Origin of the sequence: Candidatus Nitrohelix vancouverensis, from assembly GCA_015698305.1 — a bacterium.
Lineage (GTDB): Bacteria > Nitrospinota > Nitrospinia > Nitrospinales > VA-1 > Nitrohelix > Nitrohelix vancouverensis.
This window is the reverse complement of the sequence record CP048620.1, coordinates 2,196,376-2,213,172: the sequence shown is the minus strand read 5'-3', so window position 1 is coordinate 2,213,172 and position 16,797 is coordinate 2,196,376. Positions and strand designations below refer to the sequence as shown.

The window sequence follows — 16,797 nt, the reverse complement described above, 5'->3', positions numbered from 1 at the left end:
CCCAAACCCGTCGACTCATCCGTTAAAGACGATCCAGAATTTCCTTACGCTTTCTCTCGTATTCCTGCGGTCGAATCAAATGATCTCGCTTCAACTCTTCTAGAACTCGAAGCCTTTCCTTGATGCTGTCACTCGTCCCTTCTATCGACGCGCCGGAAGAAGGCGGGCTTTCACTGGAAGGTTCGACTTCCTTTAAGAGCCCTTCCGGGCTTGGACGGATCGTTTCAAAATAAATCCAGTTTGTGAGTTCCTGCTTGAGATCTGGAAATGGTTTGAGAGTCATATAAGACTGCCCCTCAAGCGGAGCCAGCCGCCAGCGCTCGCCGGAAACGCTGAAATCGCCAATCGCCCTCGATTCATACTTCAGGATTGTCACGCGCCAATGCAAGCCATTCGAGGCGAGGAAGACGTCGCCCGCCAGATAGCTTCGCCCTTTTGCATTTTTGACTTGGAAAACAATACGATCATGACTGCCGGCGCGACGAAAACCCTGCGTAATTTGAGGCGCCAGCAATTTCACCAGCGCGGGAGGAAAGACTCGCTTCTTACCAGACCACAGTATTTTCTTCTGCTGATAGGCAAGACGCGACAGGGCCACAGAAACCCTTCGCGCGTCCAGGGCATAGGGCTGTTTCAACTCTAACTGGAAAGACTTCAGCTCTTCGGGTTTAAATTCATGCACAGAAACCTGATACGAATACTCAGGCAATTTTTTGTCCACGGCGAACGCCGGATAGGGCAAGGAACTCAAGGAAAACGCAGTGACAAGAAAAACCGCGCAAAGGAGGCCAACGCATCGCGCCAAACCCCGCCAGGGTGACGACACGGAATGTTCATTCGATTTTCTGTCGCCCTGCAAAGCCGCCGTCAATTTCATGCCAGTATTCAATTTTCCGCTCCGGATAACGCCAACACAAGTACACCTCACGACCTTCCCGCTCATGAAGAAAATCAACCAATCCGTTCTGGACGCCCTTTAAAATGCATCCATCTGATTCCAAGCGCTTGATCATATCTTGAAATAATACGGCCTTTTCCAGATAAGCCCCACCCTGCAAACTACCGCCATTGAGATTCGCTTTTTTCTGTGCATGTTTTACATCTTCAAAATCATTGCTCAACGAACCTAATAACTCCTGAATCCTGGGAATATCTGTTAATAAACGGTCGACGAAGGAGTTCGCTTCCGTAACCGTAAAATATTTTTTTTGAGACATAGTAACTATTTAATTTTTCAGGGTTAAATTGAAAATAAAAAATCAATACAGAGGCGCATGCGGTAATCAGCCTGTGAGACTGCTAAAACATATCACTAAATGCCATTGAAGAACCAGCGTTTATAGCAATTTTCCGTGAAAATATATATATTTCAAATAGTTGCAAAATCATTTCTTTGATAGAAATCCCAAGACCCTCAAAAACCGTTTTCGACTAGCAAGATTCTTTACAAAACACAAGCATTTTTTATTGACAAATAGACATTATGATTATACATTCGGGCCACTAGGAAAAGGATGACAAGCTGGTAGCATTTAAAAACCAACTAACAATATATAACATTGATCAAGTTGTACTTTTAAATAGCTCGGAAACTTAACGCAAGTAACTGAAACCGAGTCAATTTTCATTTTTTTTCGGGGAGGCTTTGAAATGAAAAAAAAGGTGTTTCTAGCAATTGCAACTATGTTTTTGATGGCCTATTCTTCAAGCGCTACGGCTGACACTCTATTGCCGGGCGCCTATGTACAAACCGATTCAAGCGTTATGAGCGTTGGGCAGACTGTGATGCAGATGGGCGCTCAACAAAGAACTTTAACTGACGCCGTCAACCGCGCATCCCGCGCAGATCTGGCCCGCGACAATGCCAGTGGTAGCATTAACGTGGACTACCAGTTTGGTTCTTCGCAATCCGATCAAAGCTGGAAAGCGGCTACCTTAAATCGATCTATTGACGAAGCCCGCGCTGTTGGTTTGATTCCTGGCGACTGTCGAGGCGACAACACGGATGATTCATATCGCAAGCAAATGAATCAAAGCCGCGATGGATTCATGGAAGAGCCGTTGGTTGCTAACTCCCAATGTGGCGACTATCATCCAACGATTAAATAAGACTGACAGTAGAATCAACCGGCAGAATTCTGCTTCTGCCGGTTGATTTCACTCGCCTTACTACGCCCTCCATTTTTTTTCCTTATTTCCACATAAATAGATGGTTATTTTTTAATTTTTAGGTTACATTGACCCCAATTATATAGAGTTTGATTTTTCTCCTGGAGTCACACTACCAAATTTTCTATCCGAATTAATACTTCAGGTCAAAATTAACAACTTTGTGTAAGAATTAATCAGGGTATCCTTCATTCTTTCGACTGAGGGAAGTTGTTTTTAAAAGTTCGGTGATTTATTAAAGGGTAAATCGCTGAATGAAATTTTTTTCTCCAGGAGGATTAAAGATGAAAAAAGCATTATCGATTTTGGCTGCGACTGCCTTAACGGTCGTATTTGCTGGCTCTGCTTCTGCTGACACGGTTTTACCCGGCTCTTATGTACAAACTGACTCCAGCGTCATGTCCGTTGGACAAACCATCATGCAGATGGGCGCACAACAAAGAACGTTAACGGATGCCGTTAACCGCGCTTCACGAGCGGATATGGCTCGAAATGATACGACTGGTAGCATCAACATCGACTACCAGTTCGGCGCTTCTCAATCCGATCAAAGCTGGAAATCTGCAACGTTGAATCGCTCGACTGAAGAAGCTCGCACCGTAGGCTTGATCCCCGGCGACTGTCGCGGAGATAACTCTGACGATGCCTATCGCAAACAAATGAATCAAAGCCGCGATGGATTCATGGAAGAGCCTTTGGTTTCTGATGCACAATGTGAAGACAATCACGCTACGATCAAATAAGTAATCCGTTTTACAAGAAAACCGGCAGGCCTACGGGCTTGCCGGTTTTTTTTATTTCTGCGCTCCCTCGCTTTTTTTTCTCCAAAACGAATCCCCAACTCTGCTATTCTTATCTAATATACAAGCCCACCCTGTGGCTGGTCTAAAGGCAGAAGCCGAACGCCATGAGAAGGCGCTTGTCTCCTCCGTTCCCGCCTTTCATGACGAGCGGCTTCTGCCGATTTTTCAAGACGATTCTTGGGGTATTCGCTAAAACGTCAGCTCCGCTGACTCCCGGACAGATTGATTTTCTAAACGTATTTTCTTCATGAGGTTCTAATGACTCAATTCATCGACAATCAAAACGATACCATCACCGATTCCATTTCAGGCCTGACCTGGCTAAAAAAAGATTCCCGACAAGTCACCGGAAAATGGATGCACCTTGAAAAAGCCAGAAAGTTTGCAGAGGAGCAAAGTGGATCGCAAGTGGGAGGCTTCAATGACTGGCGAGTGCCAACTCTGGAGGACGTTAAAACGATTTACAATAAGGAATTCAGCAACCGGGACTTTGGCAACAATGAAATCTTTATCCCCGAGGAATTTGAAAAGGGCTGCGCAGACTGCACCTGGACCGACACCGTGAACGGAGAACGCGCCATGATGTTCAGCCTGGTTAAAGGTCGATCCAGCTGGATCAATAAATTTGGCGAAGGGCCTTTTGCAGTACGCTTGGTCAGAGGGGAACGAAAATCCTGATTGATATCATTGAGAGCGCCGCTCTCAGCAACCAGGAATATGATTCAATCATCAAGAGACAGCCGCTCGAATCCCAGATTTCATTGAGAAGTTCAAGCGCCGTTATTTTTTGCTGAAAACAACATCCACACCCCGACTCCCACCAGAATAAACGCGAAAACCCGTTTGAACATGGCGTCGGGCACCTGTTCCAGTAAAGCAGGCCCGATCTGGGCGCCTACAAGCCCTCCAACAGCCAGAGCCAGTCCTGTCTTCCATTCCAGATTCCCCAACCTATGATGAGCCGCAAGCGCGGACGCGGCGGCAAAAAATATAAAAATAAACGACGTGCCCACCGCCAGCTTCACATCCTTTCCCAAAAAAATCAGCAAGGGCACCACCAGAAATCCTCCCCCCATTCCCGTGCCTGAAGACAATATACCAACCAACGCTCCCCCCAATGCCACGATGATCAAGACTCGCCTCCTTTCTCAACATATTTCAATTCCAGCTGATCGACGACCGCCGCGCCAATCGAATCGCCCCAGACATTGATCGTGGTACGGCAACGATCCAAAAACCAGTCGATTGACAAAAGCATGCCGATCCCCTCCAAGGGAAGGCCGACCGACTGTAATACCATAACCATGGTAACGAGACCCGCCTCCGGGATCCCCGCCGCGCCAATCGCCGCCAGGGTCGCTGTTAGAAAAATAATCATTTGTTGCCCCATACCCAACTCAATTCCAACCATCTGAGCTATGAAAATCGCGGCCACCGATTCGTAAAGAGCCGTTCCATCCATATTGATCGTCGCGCCAAGGGGGAGTACAAACTGTGCTGATTTTTTACGGACCCCATTGGAGTTCACAACGCACTCCATCGTCACCGGCAAGGTCGCAGAACTACTCGCCGTGGAAAATGCCGTCGTCAAAGCCTCGCTGATGTTCCGAAAATAGACCAGAGGACTCCTTTTGGTAACTAGTACAAGAATCAATGGCAAAACGATAAGAGCATGAACCAGTAAAGCGGTGATGACCGTCGCCGCGTACTTGCCAATCTTCATAATTTCTGCCACGAACAAGTCGCCTCCGCCCGCCGCCCCCAGTTTGGAAGCAATCAATGCAAACACGCCTATTGGCGAGACGTACATGATTAAATGCACCATCTTCATAATCGCTTCATTGACGCCTTCAAAAAAAGCGATCACCGGAACGCCCTTCTCTCCTAAAGTCGTCAAGGTCCCGCCGAAAATAAGGGAGAAGATGATGATAGGCAAGATATCCATGTTCGCCATGGATTCGACCAGATTGGGCGACACAAAACTTTTCAATACATCCGTAATCCCCACCACCTCTTTGCCCGCGACTTTATCAGGGATTTCCGAGGCCAACTCAACGCCCACCCCAGGCTGGAAGATATTTACCATGATGATCCCGATCAGCACGGCAATCGCCGTCGTCGTGCTGAAATAGATCAAGGCCAGCACACCAGTCTTCCCGACTTTGCGAATATCGCCAAGCCCGGAGATGCCAACAATCATTGAAGAAACGATCAGAGGAATGACCAGCATTTTCAAGACGTCGAGAAACATTTCACCGATCCATGCGACGGCTTCCATGCGATGACCAAAACTCCAACCGCAGAATATTCCGAGCGCAATGCCTGCCAACATCATGTAAAGCAAAAGTTGATTCGATTTCATAATCTTGTCATTTCATAAATTGCAATCTCGTGAGGGCCATCGAACAGCCACAACCATTTCAAGGATCCTTATAACTCAATCAATGAAGAGTCAAAACGGGCAGGAAATCGCGAACAAATTATTAAATTTAACCTGCATTATGGTTATAATAGATTGTAAAAATAAAACAACCGCAGAGTTAATCATCCAATTTTCAATTCAGCACAAGATCGAGTCTAACAATGAATGAAACCGCTCAATTAGTTTATCAGGGGAAAACCTACGAACTGCCTGTGATCGAAGGTTCCATGGGCGAAAAGGCAATCGACATCACCCAGTTAAGGAATGAAACCGGTTTGATCACTTTCGACCCCGGATTCATGAGCACCGGCTCCTGCAGAAGCTCTATATCCTTCCTCGAAGGAGATAAAGGCATCTTGTTGTACCGCGGCTACCCCATCGAAGATCTTGCCGAGAAAAGTAATTTTATCGAAACCGCTTATCTAATCATTTACGGCGAGCTTCCAACGAAGGATCAGTTGGAGACTTTTCAATATCACATCACCCATCATTCGATGGTGCATGAATCCATAAAAAACTTTTACGACGGTTTCCCCAACAACCCGCACCCTATGGCCGTGTGTTCTGCTGTGGTCGGTTCGCTCGCAACGTTTTACCAGAACGAATTGAGCGTGCGCAATGAGCGGGAAATCGAAATCACCATTCATCGCCTGCTGGCAAAGTTACCAACCATCGCCGCATACAGTTACAAGAAGTCAATCGGTCAGGCCCTGCCCTACCCGGACAACCAACTCGACTATGCCAGCAACTTTTTAAAAATGATGTTTGGAACCCCTTGCGCGCCCTACGAGCCAGACTCCATTGCGGCCAAGGCTCTGGATACACTTTTACTAATTCATGCAGATCATGAACAGAACTGCTCGACCAGCGCCGTGCGACTCGTTGGCAGTTCGATGTGCAATTTGTTTGCATCCGTCTCAGCCGGCATCTACGCATTGTGGGGGCCGCTTCATGGCGGAGCCAATCAGGCCGTCATGGAAATGTTGCAACAGATTCACGAAGACGGCGGCGATGTGCGGAAATTTATCAACAAGGCAAAATCCCCGGACGATCCATTCCGCCTGATGGGATTTGGCCACCGGGTTTACAAGAATTTTGACCCGCGCTCGCGCGTGATCAAGAAAATGGCGCACCAACTCATCGAACCTTTGGGCGACAAAGAACCACTGCTTGGAATCGCTCTGGAGCTGGAACGCATCGCTCTGGAAGAAGATTACTTTGTCGAAAAGAAACTCTACCCCAACGTTGACTTTTATTCTGGATTGATTTACAAGGCGCTGGGAATTCCGGTCAATATGTTTCCGGTGATGTTTGCAATGGGACGCTTGCCCGGATGGATCGCGCAGTGGAAAGAACTACAGGAGGATGAAAATTTCAAGATCGGCCGACCTCGCCAAATCTACGACGGAAGCGAAAAAAGACAATACATCCCGCTGGAGAAGCGTTCAAGCTGACTGGTTAGGGCGGGAACCAACAGAACTTTTATTCTGGTTCGATTGTGCAGGTAAACGGAAACTGTTCCAGCGCCGCCGCGGAATGAACCTGCTCCACCTTGAACTCAGCCTGTTCCAGAGGGAGCGTAACGACATGAGCCGAACCATTAACGTGAATTTCGTACATCAACCCCTCCGCAGTATCGAAATCTTTCGCGAACAGGTTGATGAGAACGCGAATCACAAATTCCATCGTCGTCACATTATCGTTCCACATGATGACCCTGTACATCGGCAGGTAGGATAATCGCGTTCGTTCGTCTTGATCGTCGTCTGTTCCAGGTAGGTATGGGAGCGTTTCTGTAGACATAAAATCTATAGGATCAAAATTAGCATAGGGTTAAAATTGTATGAATCAGGTTTAACATTCTTCCATAAATTGCGCGTTCTGGCAAGAGTTTCAGAAAAAATTGTGGCGATCAAAAGGTAATTATTTTGAATAAACTGTCCGTCCGTAAATTCACTCCACTCTTCCTTCTTTTGCACTTCTTTATTGGGACAACAGCGCTCGCGGATCCTCTTTTAACGGCGCCGACGGACCCAAAACCTCCGCTTCGGATCGGCGAATATGATGGCTACCAGGCCAGCGGAGATATCCGCCGATTTAAAAACGAACAATTGTTGATTGATATCAGCTTTCTCTGGTTTGAAAACGCCGCCACCGCGCGCGTCGAACTACGAGAAAATGAAGACGGTTCTTTCACTGCCAGTCTGGAAGCCGAGACCAAAGGTTTCGTTGGTTTTTTCACAGCCTATCGGAGGCATTTTTACCAGGCTCAGTTCAACGTTGTTGATAATGGAAAACGATTTCGATCCAGAAAATTTGTTCGCCAGGTCACCATAGGCGGCTCTGTGGAGAAAACCGTGAATTTTCTGGACTACAATTCCCGCCTCAACAAATGGTACAAAATGTCGGATGACGAGGTGATCGAAAAAGGCTCGCGGGAAATCCCCGAAGGAGTTCAATTCGACGACATTCTCGCCGCATTTTACAATTTCAGAAATAACGCTTACGGAGAAATCCGCAAGGATTCAGACTACGTCATCAACACGATTCCAGAAAAAAATACGGCGCAATTCAAAGTCCATATCATGAATGCAGAAGAAGAAGCCGCCTTAAGGAAGCTACAGCAACGCCCTTTACAAGATGAACTGGCCCTCAAAGTCATCATCCCACCGGAAATTTTCAAGACCACGCATGGCGAGTTGACTTTTTGGAGTTCAAAGCATCTCATTCCAGTGGAGACAACCGTAGAAGATTATATTTTGCTCGGAGACCTGCATGCGGTTCTTAAAGAAAGAAAAATTCTTCAGCCCGTAAAATCCCTGCAAAGGCAACGCGACTGATTAAGCCTGGCTCGCGCAGCCTGAATTCCCTCTGGCAAGAGAATCACTTGTTGAACGATGGATGGGACTTCAAGGCCAATTCTTCCTTAGTCAAATGTTCTCTGGCGATCAGAAACGGCAATTTCTTTTTTGCAATAGCGACTTCCCTCATATCGCCCTTCTGTTGCGCTAACTGCGTTGCAATTTCAACTTCGCGAATCGCCTCCTGCCAGTTTTCCATCTTTTCATAAACGCTCGCGAGGTTGAGATGGGCCTGTAAATATTCGGGATCAATTTCGATAGCCTTTTTATAATGCTCGACCGTTTCCGGTAAATTCTGGATGTACCAGTTTTCCAGAGCGATCTTGAAATGGATCGATGCATTTTCAGGTTGTATCCGCGCTATCCTCTTATAGGCTTCAATCGCCTCTTCATTCAACTTGAGCGCGGACAAAACAACCGCCAGGCCGCTCAATGCCTCGACATGCCCCGGGCTGATCTCCAGAGCCTGTTTGAAAGAGCGCATGGCTTCGCGATTCTTCGACCATTCCTGATAAACCTTGGCTTTGCGAAAATGAGCCTCATCCCAACCGGGTTTCAGTATCAGGGCCTGATCCAGCGCAAGGATCGCCTCTTCAAACGCTCCGATGCCTTGATCCTGTGCCGATTTTTCAAGCCAGCCTTCAGCGCTGGACGGAACAGCGCTCTCAATCTCATTACCATTACCACAGCCCTGAAGCGAACCGAATATAACGAACGACAGCGCCCACAAACAAGCCCTGATAGTCATCAAGCCGATCCCCCTTTCGCGCCAAAGAACGCATGCATATTTTACAATTGGTCGAATTTCAGTATAACAATTTAAGCGCTGAATTGACTTGCATTATTCGGAGCAAACGTTACATTTAAGTTATATCTTTATGAGTAACAAAGAAGCATTCGAAATGGTCTTCCGAACAGGATGAGCCCTGAAAACAAAACTCACAAGCGCAAGAACAGGAAATAATTTACAGTGAAAATCGTTGAATCAAAAGATATCGAAAAGCCTGTCATTCCTACCTTGTCTGGGGCGCTGGTATTGCTCGGGATAATTTTTGGAATGGACCTATCGCTTGAACTCGGTATTGCCAGCGGCATCCCCTACACAGCAATCATCCTCATAGGAGTCTGGCTTCCTGGAAAACGATATATCGTTTTGCTCGCGATTCTGGCCAGCCTGCTCACAATTGCAGGATACTATCTATCTCCTGCAACGAACGAATCCTGGAAACCGCTCATGAATCGCGGCTTGATTCTGTTTTCGATCTGGGTCGTAGCCCTGCTGTGTCTCAAAATAAAAGCAATAGAGAACGCTCTCTTTGAATTCCAAAATTCACTGAGGAAAGTGATCAACGACCGCACCGAGGGGCTCAAAAAAGCCAATGACCTGCTAAAGAAAGAAATCTATCTGCATCAACAATCTGAGAACGAAAACTTCAAACTCATCCAGGCCGTAGAAAAAAATCCCAACGCCATCCTCATCACAGATCAATACGCGCAAATCGAATATGCAAATCCACAATTCTACCGGCGCACCGGTTATACAGAGGATGAAATCATAGGAGAAAAGCCGCGTATTTTACAAACCGAAGGGACCAGCAAAGCGGAGTATAAAATCATGTGGGATCACACGCCGTCTTCTAAAGAATGGAAGGGAGAGATTCGCGGCGACAAAAAAAATGAAAGGTCATTTTGGTCGACCGCCCAGGTATTCCCCATCAACGATGAAGACGGCAAACTAAAAAACTTCATCGCGATTGAAGAAAACGTCTCTCATTAGAACAAGCTGGGAAGGACTGAAGTTTGTTTTGAACTAAAAAAGCGCCGGGCGCTCGCGCGGTAGACACGCCGCTGTATTTCATAGCCTGATAGAATCTAATAAAAGATCCTCCAACAAAACTAGTGAGCGTCGTTCCAATTGGGTCCCCAGCCCATATCAACAACGAGCGGAACCGACAACTTCATCACCTGTTCCATTTCCTGCTTCACCAGTTTGCCGAGCGCATCTTTCTCCTCCTCCGGGCATTCAAACACCAATTCGTCATGCACCTGCATCAGCATTTTTGCCTGCATTTTTGATTTTGCAAAATGCTCTCGCAAACGGATCATCGCCACTTTGATGAGGTCGGCGGCGCTGCCCTGCACCGGTGAGTTGATGGCGACACGCTCCGCCGCTTGCCGGGCTTGACGATTCTTGCTATTCAAATCCGGTAAATAACGCTTTCGATTGAACAGGGTGAGCGTGAAACCGCGATCCCTCGCCTGCTCGACCGTCGTCTCCATATAGAGCTTTACGTTTTTGTAGAGATGAAAATACTGCTCGATGAATTCCTTCGCTTCCCTTTGAGATATTTTGAGTTGACGCGACAATCCAAAAGGACTCAGGCCGTAGACGATGCCAAAATTAACCGCCTTCGCCATACGCCGCAAATCCGGGTTCACCGCATCCAGATCTTGATTGAATATCTCCGCCGCAGTTCGTGAATGAATGTCTTCACCGCGCTCAAACGCCTGCGTCAAAGCAGGGTCGCCTGACAGATGCGCGAGCAGTCTCAACTCGATTTGCGAATAGTCTGCGGAAAGAATAAGGCGCCCCTCAGGCGCAATGAAGGCTTTCCTGATTTCACGTCCGATTTCAGTACGGATCGGGATGTTCTGCAAATTGGGGTCGCTACTGCTCAGTCGCCCCGTCGCCGCCACCGTCTGGTTGTAAGAAGTATGCACCCTGCCCGTTTTGGAATACACTTCCTGCGGAAGCGAATCGACATAGGTGGATTTCAATTTCGCCAGCTGACGATAATTCAAAATCAGTTCAGGCAGAGGATGTTGCGCCGCCAGTTCCTCCAGCACCGACACGTCGGTGGAATAACCGCTCTTGGTTTTTTTGACGGCGGGCAATTCCAGCTTTTCAAATAAAATCACCGCCAGCTGTTTGGTGGAATTGATATTGAAAGTTTCCCCCGCCTGATCGTAAATTTTCGCCTCGAAATCCTTCAGCATCCCATCGATCGATACAGACAAGCCGCCCAACATTTTTGCATCGAGAAGGATGCCCGCAAGTTCCATATCCGCCAGCGTTTCCACGAGCGGCATTTCAATTTCATCCAGCAATTTTCTTTCATCCGCATCCAGTCGGGTATTGAAAATCTCATAGAGTTGCCAGGTCACATCGGAATCTTCCGCCGCATACTCCGAGGCCGCTTCAATTTCAACTTCATCAAATCCGCGCTGTTTGGCGCCGGAACCCGCCACCTCTTTATAAGTGATCGTTTGAACGCCGAGAAACTCCATCGCCAGTTCATCCAGGCCATGTCCGCGACTGGAAGGGTTCAGCAAATAATGCGCCAGCATGGTATCGAAATAGATGCCTCGCAACTGAATGCCCTCGTTACGCAAAACGATCAGATCGTATTTGATATTTTGCCCGACCTTTTTCAAACTGGCGTCTTCAAACAATGGCTTCAATTTTTCCAAAACCATTTTCTTGTCGAGCTGTTCAGGGACGCCAATATAGTTGTGCGCCAAAGGAATGTAGAATGAACGACCCGGTTCAAATGAGAATGAAATCCCAACGATGGAGGCGCGCACCGGACTCTTGCTTGTAGTTTCCAGATCAAACGCGAAGGTTTCCGCCTTCTTTAGCGATTCCGTCAGAGCGTCGAAATCCTGCGCATCCAGCACCGTTTGATAATTCCTTTCAACTTTGTCAGGTATCTCAGGGGCGTCATCCGAGGGAGCGCCCAAATCGCTGAGGAGAGATTTAAACTCGAACTGTGAAAACAGTTTTTTCAAAACCTCGCTATCCGGTTCTCTAAACTTCAAATCTTCTATGGCAAGAGGCAGGTCGACCGCAGTCTCTATGGTAACCAGTTTGCGACTCATAAAAGCCTGGTCTTTATCCCGTTCCAGGTTCTCTTTCAATTTCTTTTTTGTGATCTCGTCAATATGTTCATACACCCCTTCGATCGTTCCATATTGAGAAATCAATTCCGCCGCCATCTTGGGACCGACGCCTTTAACGCCGGGGATATTATCACTGGTATCGCCCATCAGGCCCATCACTTCAATCACCTTCTCGGGAGGCACGCCAAATTTCTCGATCACCTCCTCGCGCCCGATCCGCTTGTTCTTCATCGTGTCCAGCATCCCCACATGGTTTCCCACCAACTGCATCATGTCCTTGTCGCCGCTCACGATGACCACGTCCAGACCCTGTTGATGTCCCCACAGCGAAAGCGTTCCGATCAAATCATCCGCTTCAAATCCGGGAAGCTTGAGGCAGGCAATGTTGTAGGCTTCTGTAACGGGAAGGAAATAGGGGAACTGAGCCTGCAAATCTTCCGGCGGTGTGTCCCGGTTCGCCTTGTACTCCGGCCAGAACTCATGACGAAAGGTTTTCTCTTTGCTGTCGAAAGCGACCGCCAGAAAGTCCGGCTTCTCTTCGCGCACCACGCGGTTGAGCATATTGACGTAACCATACAGCGCATTCGTCGGCATGCCACTCGAAGTGGTCAGGTTTTGCCGAATGCCAAAATAAGCCCTGAAAATATAAGACGACCCGTCAACGAGATAAAGCGTGCTTTTTTTCGACATGACTCAATCAGTGAAAGTTTTTTTGATGGGAGTGGTATTCATGCAAAGCCTCATGCTTCGCAAAACTAAAGAGGAAATTTTAAAGCATAAGGCCTGACCAAAGCGCAATCATGCCTCAGGGTTTAAAGCCCGGGTGGCTCGCTCCCATTCAGCAATCAGCAGGGAAACCCGCTCCTTGATGCCCTCGTCGGTCAAAACATCATTCTCAAATGAAGAGCCAATCGCATAGACAAAACGCGGAACGATCCAGCATCGAAAATCCAGCATCAAACTATTGGCGAGACTCATCACCGACATATAACTCGACTTGCCGCCCGCCGCGCAAAGGAAACCCACCACCTTTTGTTTCCAGGCCGAACCCGTCAGTTCAATGATATTGCGCGCCGCCGCATTGGGAGAAAAGTGATAGATGGCAGACGCAATCAAGATACCCTGCGCAGACTCTATCCTGGCCCGGAGCGCATCCACCCCTTCCGCCTCATAAGCCTTGTGTCCGTCGCAAAGCGGTAGTTGAAGCCCTTCCAAGTCCATGAAATCGACTGTCATACCACGCGATTGCGCCACAGACCGGGCATAATTCGCCAGAATGCGACTGCGACTGTCAGGATTCAAACTTGCAGAGATGATTAAGAAAGACACCGGATCACTCGTTAAAAAATAGAATTCAGAAAAAAATCTGGAATGAAAAAATTTTCAAACTTCAATACGCCAAAGCCAGGCCTCAATCAGAAAGACCGCTACATTCGACTCACTTGCACCAGTCCATAAACTTAACCACCGCTTCTTTGATTTCCGTCAGTTTGAAACGCGTCGTTTCAGCCACGCGATCGTCCGCGCCATAGCGTTCGACAATGACCTGCTGGTCGGTAATGGAACTGTTCTCCATGTAAATCGCCGCCTGCGAACTCATGCATCGACCCGATCCCGACTTCATATCATTCAAAATATCTCTGGCAGTGAATTCCAGTTTCAAGCCATTACCATTCACGACTTCTTGCATAAAAAGACTTTCTTTTTAAATGATTTCCCGCAACCCGGAGCCTTCACAAACGAGTCATATAACGCAAATAAAATCAATAATATTAGTAGATAATTGCTATCAACTGAGTTATCTTATCCGAGTATTTATTTTTTTTGAGTTTATGTTGAATGCGATTTTTGTCAATCATTTATTTCTCGAAAAAATCGCCTGCGAATCAATTCCTTTAATTCATCGACATGAGAAAAATCCGGGTTTTAATAGTAGACGATTCCGTAGTCGTACGAAAAATTGTGTCCGACTCGTTAAGCGTCGACCCGGAAATTGAAATCGCGGGTCTCGCCGCGAATGGAAAAATCGGCTTAGCCAAAATCCAGCAGGTCAATCCTGACGTTGTGACCATGGACATTGAAATGCCGGAAATGGACGGACTGCAAGCGCTCGCTGAAATCCGCAAGATATACCCCAAATTACCCGTCATCATGTTCAGCACATTGACGGAGCGCGGCGGAGAAAAAACTCTGGAAGCGCTGGCTCTGGGCGCAACCGATTACGTCACCAAACCGGCAAACGTCGGTAGCGTCTCCATCGCCATGCAACGGGTTCGAGACGAACTCATCCCAAAGATTAAATCATTTTGTTCAAAGGCCGCAGGCATTGCGCCGCCGGTCGCCTCCCGCCCTGCTCCAATGACGACACAGGCAACATTCCAAGCGCGAACTCCTCAGACCACTGTCAAATCGAGAATCGACATCATCGCTATTGGCGTATCAACTGGCGGTCCCAACGCGCTCGCTGAATTGTTCCCGGCATTAGACCCGGCTAAAATTCCGGTACCAATCGTAATCACCCAACACATGCCGCCTTACTTCACCAAGTTGCTGGCGGAACGCCTGAGCTCCAAATCCCGCATTCCGGTCAAAGAAGGCGCGGCAGGCGAGACGCTGAAACCTGGCGAAGCCTGGATCGCTCCCGGCGATTACCATATGTGTCTTGAGCGTAAAGGAACATCTGTTCAAATAACAACCAACCAGAACCCTCCTGAAAATTCGTGTCGCCCGGCAGTCGATGTCATGCTCCGGTCCGTCGTCGAAATTTATGGAGCACATACGCTGGGAGTGATACTCACCGGGATGGGACAGGATGGATTGATCGGGTGTCAGCAAATCAAAAAGTCAGGAGGGCAAGTGGTCGCACAGGATGAAGAAACCAGCGTGGTATGGGGAATGCCAGGTTTTGTAACCAAAGACGGGCTTGCCGACAAGGTCATGCCGCTTCAACATATAGCGGGTGAAATCATGTTCCGGCTGAAGTACGGTCGCTAATCAATCCACGCGACCTCAAAAACAAACTATCGAAACATCGGAGCCGCTCTACGGCTTCTCCGATCTACACAATCAGGTTCCAGGAATACGTCCCAAAGTCTCGCCAGGTTTGGCCCCTGCAAGTTTCAGTAGCATCTCGCCCTCAGGCAAACTGAATAACTGCTGGCAGGTGGGAGTTCCCCTCGGCAAAATCGGTTCTACATTTTGTCCCCGCATGACCGTAGGCAAGGACATGGAAGCCTTCACATTTATCTTCCCCAGACGCGCCACAATATCCCCGGCAAGACAATTTGCAAGCTCGGCCACCACTCCCCCCATATCTTCGCTATCGTAGGAGATGTCGAAACCGACGAATTTGAGCGCATACTTTTCAGCAGAATCTTTTGGCAAGGTCAGCATGAGAAGCCAATTCATATCCCCGACAAAAGAAATGATTCCAACCACCCCATCACCCAACTTTTTGGTTTCGGTAACCTCATGGTATGTGGGATCGTTACCCATGATGGTATTGAAAATTGAAATAACCGAACCCTTCACGCATTCCGAAAGTTCGCTGGGAATAACGCCATCTTTCATTTGAAGATCAACCATGATCCTCCTTCCATAAGCTGGCCCCTTTGCCAAGCGCCTGAATTGAGTAGCAAGAAATTAATCGATGCATCCACCAAAAACGGGTTCAACTCCCCTAAATAATCCTGACAAATTTAAACAGAAAAAAATATCAAACCAATTCTCAGAGCGCACTCTGTTAATTCATTCCACAAGATTCAAATAAGTTATATAAAAACAATTATATAGCTTTTCAAACAACAGGTCAATGCGATATTTCTACACACTGTCTGAAAATTCAAAGAGTCTTACAGAAAAATTCTGAAACAATTCTATCGAAATGCAGGGAGGCTAAAATTCAATGAGAAGGAAATACGACTGCTCGCAGGTGGGAAAACCGGATAAACGATGGCATAAAATACATCGGGGAGGAACCAGCCTCCCCGTCATTACATTAGACTAAAATTTGATTGCAGAAATTTTTTCTTCAAGTTGCTTGGCGTTGAACGGCTTCACAATGTATTGATTGACGCCCGCTTGAACCGCTTCCATGATCTTTTCCTTATCTGCTTCTGAAGTGACCATGATAAAATTGGTGCCCTTCAAACTCGCGCTACCGCGTACCGCCTTTAAGAATTCAATACCGGTCATTTTCGGCATGTTCCAATCTGAAATAACAAGATCAACGCCGTTTTCCTCCAGTTTTTTCAAGCCCGCGGCCCCATCCTCAGCCTCAGTCAAATTTCCTGCGCCGAATCCCAGTTGCTTCAATGTGTTTTTTATAATCTGCCGCATTACAGCCGAATCGTCGACAACCAGAACTTTCTTGCTATCGTATGACATAAGCAACCCTTCAAAAAAATTCAAATCATTATTGAGTTAAATCAGCCCCTTGCTCACGACTTTTACCACACAACGAATCACTTAGCAATTAATTGTAACTCTATAGACCATCCCCTTCAAGCGAATGGGTGATAACCTATAAAAAAATCAGATTAAAGCGAAAAAGAGACGCAAAATTTACAGAAAACGGGAACGCAAATCAAGCCATATTTGCGTCCCGGGTGGCAATCATTACACTCATAAAGCAGAGACCTGA

The 16,797-nt window shown here is 47.3% G+C and carries 18 protein-coding genes; 7 read left to right on the top strand and 11 right to left on the bottom strand.

Annotated features, from left to right (window positions below):
- Positions 1–22: 22 nt before the first annotated feature.
- Positions 23–877, bottom strand: a complete 855-nt coding sequence (locus G3M78_10185; GenBank protein QPJ65739.1) for a hypothetical protein — start codon at positions 875–877, stop codon at positions 23–25.
- Positions 834–1,217, bottom strand: a complete 384-nt coding sequence (locus G3M78_10180) for a DUF2203 domain-containing protein (GenBank protein QPJ65738.1) — start codon at positions 1,215–1,217, stop codon at positions 834–836. Before G3M78_10180 ends, G3M78_10185 begins: the two co-directional genes overlap by 44 nt.
- Positions 1,218–1,650: 433 nt before the next feature.
- On the opposite strand from G3M78_10180, the gene G3M78_10175 reads away from it, so the two are divergent.
- From G3M78_10175 to G3M78_10165, 3 genes are all read left to right on the top strand, one after another.
- The gene (locus G3M78_10175; protein ID QPJ65737.1) at positions 1,651–2,109 is read left to right on the top strand and encodes a hypothetical protein; all 459 of its coding nucleotides are present in this window, start codon (positions 1,651–1,653) and stop codon (positions 2,107–2,109) included.
- Between the two features lie 344 nt (positions 2,110–2,453).
- On the top strand, positions 2,454–2,912 hold the full coding sequence (locus tag G3M78_10170) for a hypothetical protein (protein QPJ65736.1): 459 nt from the start codon (positions 2,454–2,456) through the stop codon (positions 2,910–2,912).
- 318 nt (positions 2,913–3,230) lie between these two features.
- A complete protein-coding gene (locus tag G3M78_10165; GenBank protein ID QPJ65735.1) occupies positions 3,231–3,650 on the top strand; it encodes a DUF1566 domain-containing protein in 420 nt (139 codons plus the stop codon).
- A 92-nt stretch (positions 3,651–3,742) separates the two neighbouring features.
- Here the strand turns inward: G3M78_10165 and G3M78_10160 are convergent, their stop codons facing one another.
- Both G3M78_10160 and G3M78_10155 read right to left on the bottom strand, forming a co-directional pair.
- On the bottom strand, positions 3,743–4,105 hold the full coding sequence (locus tag G3M78_10160) for a sulfite exporter TauE/SafE family protein (protein QPJ65734.1): 363 nt from the start codon (positions 4,103–4,105) through the stop codon (positions 3,743–3,745).
- Complete coding sequence (locus G3M78_10155; protein ID QPJ65733.1) at positions 4,102–5,334, bottom strand: dicarboxylate/amino acid:cation symporter; 1,233 nt, start codon at positions 5,332–5,334, stop codon at positions 4,102–4,104. The genes G3M78_10160 and G3M78_10155 overlap by 4 nt, the downstream gene beginning before the upstream one ends.
- Positions 5,335–5,555: 221 nt before the next feature.
- On the opposite strand from G3M78_10155, the gene G3M78_10150 reads away from it, so the two are divergent.
- Positions 5,556–6,848: a citrate synthase gene (locus G3M78_10150; GenBank protein QPJ65732.1), complete on the top strand. Its 1,293-nt coding sequence runs from the start codon at positions 5,556–5,558 to the stop codon at positions 6,846–6,848.
- Positions 6,849–6,876: 28 nt separating this feature from the next.
- On the opposite strand, the gene G3M78_10145 is transcribed toward G3M78_10150, so the two are convergent.
- Positions 6,877–7,197, bottom strand: coding sequence for an ATP-dependent Clp protease adaptor ClpS (locus G3M78_10145; GenBank protein ID QPJ65731.1), 321 nt, complete (start codon positions 7,195–7,197; stop codon positions 6,877–6,879).
- Positions 7,198–7,322: 125 nt separating this feature from the next.
- Between G3M78_10145 and G3M78_10140 the strand changes: the two genes are divergently transcribed.
- Positions 7,323–8,234: a DUF3108 domain-containing protein gene (locus tag G3M78_10140; protein ID QPJ65730.1), complete on the top strand. Its 912-nt coding sequence runs from the start codon at positions 7,323–7,325 to the stop codon at positions 8,232–8,234.
- A gap of 43 nt (positions 8,235–8,277) precedes the next feature.
- Here the strand turns inward: G3M78_10140 and G3M78_10135 are convergent, their stop codons facing one another.
- Entirely contained in the window at positions 8,278–9,003 is a 726-nt protein-coding gene (locus G3M78_10135; GenBank protein QPJ65729.1) for a tetratricopeptide repeat protein, read from the bottom strand.
- A 222-nt stretch (positions 9,004–9,225) separates the two neighbouring features.
- On the opposite strand from G3M78_10135, the gene G3M78_10130 reads away from it, so the two are divergent.
- Positions 9,226–10,032 carry a PAS domain-containing protein gene (locus G3M78_10130; GenBank protein ID QPJ65728.1) on the top strand — a complete coding sequence of 269 codons (807 nt, stop codon included), beginning with the start codon at positions 9,226–9,228 and terminating at the stop codon, positions 10,030–10,032.
- Between the two features lie 119 nt (positions 10,033–10,151).
- On the opposite strand, the gene polA is transcribed toward G3M78_10130, so the two are convergent.
- The 3 genes from polA to G3M78_10115 form a co-directional block, all read right to left on the bottom strand.
- On the bottom strand, positions 10,152–12,845 hold the full coding sequence (gene polA / locus G3M78_10125; protein ID QPJ65727.1) for a DNA polymerase I: 2,694 nt from the start codon (positions 12,843–12,845) through the stop codon (positions 10,152–10,154).
- A 108-nt stretch (positions 12,846–12,953) separates the two neighbouring features.
- Positions 12,954–13,484 (bottom strand): NAD(P)H-dependent oxidoreductase, encoded by a 531-nt coding sequence (locus G3M78_10120; protein QPJ65726.1) that lies wholly within the window; start codon positions 13,482–13,484, stop codon positions 12,954–12,956.
- 109 nt (positions 13,485–13,593) lie between these two features.
- Positions 13,594–13,845: a hypothetical protein gene (locus G3M78_10115; protein QPJ65725.1), complete on the bottom strand. Its 252-nt coding sequence runs from the start codon at positions 13,843–13,845 to the stop codon at positions 13,594–13,596.
- A 218-nt stretch (positions 13,846–14,063) separates the two neighbouring features.
- Between G3M78_10115 and G3M78_10110 the strand changes: the two genes are divergently transcribed.
- On the top strand, positions 14,064–15,149 hold the full coding sequence (locus G3M78_10110; protein QPJ65724.1) for a chemotaxis response regulator protein-glutamate methylesterase: 1,086 nt from the start codon (positions 14,064–14,066) through the stop codon (positions 15,147–15,149).
- 72 nt (positions 15,150–15,221) lie between these two features.
- Here G3M78_10110 and G3M78_10105 read toward each other — a convergent pair whose 3' ends face one another.
- Both G3M78_10105 and G3M78_10100 read right to left on the bottom strand, forming a co-directional pair.
- Complete coding sequence (locus G3M78_10105; protein ID QPJ65723.1) at positions 15,222–15,740, bottom strand: chemotaxis protein CheX; 519 nt, start codon at positions 15,738–15,740, stop codon at positions 15,222–15,224.
- Between the two features lie 417 nt (positions 15,741–16,157).
- Positions 16,158–16,541, bottom strand: a complete 384-nt coding sequence (locus G3M78_10100) for a response regulator (protein QPJ65722.1) — start codon at positions 16,539–16,541, stop codon at positions 16,158–16,160.
- Between the last annotated feature and the right edge of the window lie 256 nt (positions 16,542–16,797).

Excerpts from the sequence above, each read along its gene's own strand:
- G3M78_10150 (QPJ65732.1), top strand. The coding sequence starts at position 5,556 with ATGAATGAAACCGCTCAATTAGTTTATCAGGGGAAAACCTACGAACTG.
- G3M78_10165 (QPJ65735.1), top strand. The coding sequence starts at position 3,231 with ATGACTCAATTCATCGACAATCAAAACGATACCATCACCGATTCCATT.
- G3M78_10110 (QPJ65724.1), top strand. The coding sequence starts at position 14,064 with ATGAGAAAAATCCGGGTTTTAATAGTAGACGATTCCGTAGTCGTACGA.
- G3M78_10135 (QPJ65729.1), bottom strand. The coding sequence starts at position 9,003 with ATGACTATCAGGGCTTGTTTGTGGGCGCTGTCGTTCGTTATATTCGGT.
- G3M78_10185 (QPJ65739.1), bottom strand. The coding sequence starts at position 877 with ATGAAATTGACGGCGGCTTTGCAGGGCGACAGAAAATCGAATGAACAT.
- polA (QPJ65727.1), bottom strand. The coding sequence starts at position 12,845 with ATGTCGAAAAAAAGCACGCTTTATCTCGTTGACGGGTCGTCTTATATT.
- G3M78_10155 (QPJ65733.1), bottom strand. The coding sequence starts at position 5,334 with ATGAAATCGAATCAACTTTTGCTTTACATGATGTTGGCAGGCATTGCG.
- G3M78_10180 (QPJ65738.1), bottom strand. The coding sequence starts at position 1,217 with ATGTCTCAAAAAAAATATTTTACGGTTACGGAAGCGAACTCCTTCGTC.
- G3M78_10100 (QPJ65722.1), bottom strand. The coding sequence starts at position 16,541 with ATGTCATACGATAGCAAGAAAGTTCTGGTTGTCGACGATTCGGCTGTA.
- G3M78_10145 (QPJ65731.1), bottom strand. The coding sequence starts at position 7,197 with ATGTCTACAGAAACGCTCCCATACCTACCTGGAACAGACGACGATCAA.
- G3M78_10170 (QPJ65736.1), top strand. The coding sequence starts at position 2,454 with ATGAAAAAAGCATTATCGATTTTGGCTGCGACTGCCTTAACGGTCGTA.
- G3M78_10105 (QPJ65723.1), bottom strand. The coding sequence starts at position 15,740 with ATGGTTGATCTTCAAATGAAAGATGGCGTTATTCCCAGCGAACTTTCG.
- G3M78_10175 (QPJ65737.1), top strand. The coding sequence starts at position 1,651 with ATGAAAAAAAAGGTGTTTCTAGCAATTGCAACTATGTTTTTGATGGCC.
- G3M78_10115 (QPJ65725.1), bottom strand. The coding sequence starts at position 13,845 with ATGCAAGAAGTCGTGAATGGTAATGGCTTGAAACTGGAATTCACTGCC.